Annotated in this window: 2 protein-coding genes; both read right to left on the bottom strand. The window is 45.6% G+C overall.

Features of this window, described 5'->3' with window-relative positions; translation table 11 throughout:
- Positions 1-732 (bottom strand): methylenetetrahydrofolate reductase (locus VL525_RS06725; protein WP_325384679.1); only part of this gene is annotated, 732 nt, incomplete at its 3' end.
- Between the two features lie 148 nt (positions 733-880).
- The coding region (gene metH / locus VL525_RS06720; RefSeq protein WP_325384677.1) for a methionine synthase at positions 881-3,106 on the bottom strand (2,226 nt) is incomplete at its 5' end.

Raw genomic sequence — 3,106 nt, 5'->3', positions numbered from 1 at the left:
ATTGGTGATCGGCTTTAACCCTGGAATGATGGGAACATTGATACCATTCGCCCGGCAGTTATTTACAAACTCAAAATACTTCTGGTTATCAAAAAACATCTGGGTCACAATAAAATTGGCACCCATATCTACTTTTTGCTTCAGGTATTTGAAGTCGGTTTTTAGGTTCGGCGCTTCAAAATGTTTTTCAGGATAACCGGCCACGCCAACGCAAAAATCCGTTTTGAGGTTCTCAGGGTTTTCGTCATGCAGGTATTTGCCGTTGTTCATGTTTACTACCTGCTCAAGCAAGTCGGTCGCATAACAATGCCCGCCCGGTGTAGGCACAAATGATGCATCGGCAAGGCGCGCGTCGCCTCTAAGCACCAGCACATTTTCGATGCCTAAAAACTGAAGATCGATCAACGCATATTCTGTCTCCACCTTGGTAAAACCGCCACACAGCAGGTGAGGAACAGTGTCTACTTTATATTTATTCATAATGGCCGCGCAGATGGCTATAGTACCCGGCCTTTTGCGATAGCTTACCTTCTCCAGCAAGCCGCTTTCGTGCTGCTTATAAATATAATCCTCGCGCAAAGAAGTAACATCAATAAACGGCGGTTTAAACTCCATCAGAGGGTCGATGGCATTATAAAGCCCCTGTATACTACTGCCCTTTAATGGCGGTATTAATTCGAATGAAAAAAGTGTTTTGCCTTTAGCGTTTTGTATATGTTCGGTGATCTTCATTTGTGATTCAGTTGGATCAAATATATAATAGCAATTTATACTTTATCATTGCGATCCGCTAGTTAGCGGAGAAGCAATCGCGAACCTTGCATATTCGCTCTGTATAGTATGCGATTGCCGCGCTATCGCTCGCAATGACAGTTGATTTTTAATAATTGAGATTCGGTCCCATCCAGCGTTCAACGTCCTCTAGAGACATGTTTTTACGTTTAGCGTAATCCTCTATCTGGTCTTTGCTGATCCTGCCCAGACCGAAATACCGTGCCTGCGGATGTGCAAAATAGAATCCGCTAACGGCGGCAGTCGGTGTCATAGCCATGCTTTCAGTAAGCTGTATTCCGGTGTTTTCTTCGGCCTTTAACAGCCCGAATAAAGTCAGCTTCTCCGTATGGTCCGGACAGGCAGGATACCCCGGTGCCGGACGAATGCCCTGGTATTGTTCTTTGATCAACTCCTGGTTAGTTAATGCTTCATCTTTTGCATAACCCCAGTATTCGCGACGAACCAACTCATGCATTTTTTCGGCAAAAGCTTCTGCCAGGCGGTCGGCTAATGCTTTGGCCATGATGCTGTTGTAATCGTCGTGGTCTTTTTCAAACTCAGCTACCAATTCATCACAACCAATGCCTGATGTTACCGCGAAGCCACCCCAATAATCCCGCACACCGGTATCTTTTGGCGCGATAAAGTCAGATAAAGCATAATAAGGTTCGCCTTTCACTTTTTCTGCTTGCTGGCGCAGTGTATGTATCGTGGTTAAGACATCTTTGCGGCTTTCATCGGTATATAATTCAATATCGTCACCCACACTATTAGCAGGCCAGAAACCGATCACGGCGTTTGCTTTTAGTAGTTTTTCGTCGATGATTCTTTTTAACAATACCTGTGCATCATCGAACAACTTTTTAGCCTCGACGCCTACATATTTGTCTTCAAATATTTTAGGGTATGATCCGCGCAGCTCCCAGGTATGGAAAAAAGGTGACCAGTCGATGTAAGGCACCAACTCTTCCAGTGGGAACGACTCAAATACCTTTGTACCAGTAAAAGTTGGTTTTGGCGGGATAGAACCATTCAGGTTGATCTGCAGCCTGGAATTCCGTGCTTCATCAATACTTACAAAGCGTTTGTCCGAGCGTTTGTTCAGGTGTGCTTCGCGGGCTTTATCATATTCCTCTTTTACGGTTTGAATATAGCTGTCGCGGGTTTCTTTATTCATCAAGTTGCTGCAAACGCCAACGCTGCGGGAAGCGTCCAGCACATGGATCACACCATGTTCGTAATTAGGGGCTACTTTTACAGCCGCATGAATGCGTGATGTGGTGGCACCACCGATCATTAGCGGAATAGTAAAACCTTCGCGTTGCATTTCTTTAGCGAAGTGAACCATCTCATCCAATGATGGCGTAATCAATCCACTCAGGCCAATAATATCTACCTGGTGTTTTCTTGCCTCTTCAATAATTTTTTGTGGCGGAACCATCACGCCAAGGTCTATTACCTCAAAGTTGTTGCAGGCCAGCACGACACCGACGATATTTTTACCAATATCGTGTACATCACCTTTTACGGTAGCCATCAGCACTTTCCCGGCGTTGCTCCGCTGATCGGCATCGGCATTATTTGCTTTTTCAAGTTCGATGAATGGTAATAAATAAGCTACCGCTTTCTTCATTACACGGGCAGATTTCACTACCTGAGGCAGAAACATTTTACCGGCGCCAAATAAGTCACCAACTACGTTCATACCGTCCATCAGCGGGCCTTCTATAACCTCCAGCGGCTTGGCAAACTTCTGACGGGCTTCTTCTACGTCGTCATCCAAATACTCAATAATGCCTTTTACCAGGGCGTGCGATAAACGTTTCTCAACCGGTTCCTTTCGCCATTCCTCATCCTTCACTATCTCTTTGCCTTTGCTTTTTACAGTTTCTGCAAATTCAACCAGCCGTTCGGTCGCGTCTGGTCTGCGGTTTAATAGTACGTCCTCTACCTTTTCCAGTAGGTCTTTTGGTATTTCTTCGTAAACCTCCAGCATCCCGGCGTTTACGATACCCATATCCAAACCGGCTTTGATGGCATGGTACAAGAATGCCGAGTGCATCGCCTCGCGCACCACATTGTTACCGCGGAACGAGAAGGAAATATTACTTACACCGCCACTTACTTTAGCCAATGGCAGGTTTTGTTTGATCCAGCGGGTGGCTTCTATAAAATCAACCGCGTAATTATTATGTTCTTCCAGACCGGTGGCAACGGTCAGGATGTTTGGGTCGAAAATGATATCCTGCGGTGGGAAACCCACTTCGTTTACCAATATATCATAGCTGCGCTTGCATATTTCGATACGCCGTGCTAATGAATCCGCCTGACC

It is taken from the genome of Mucilaginibacter sp., assembly GCF_035492695.1.
Lineage (GTDB): Bacteria > Bacteroidota > Bacteroidia > Sphingobacteriales > Sphingobacteriaceae > Mucilaginibacter.
Note: the sequence above shows the minus strand (reverse complement) of the source record. Positions and strands in the feature narration are given on the sequence as shown.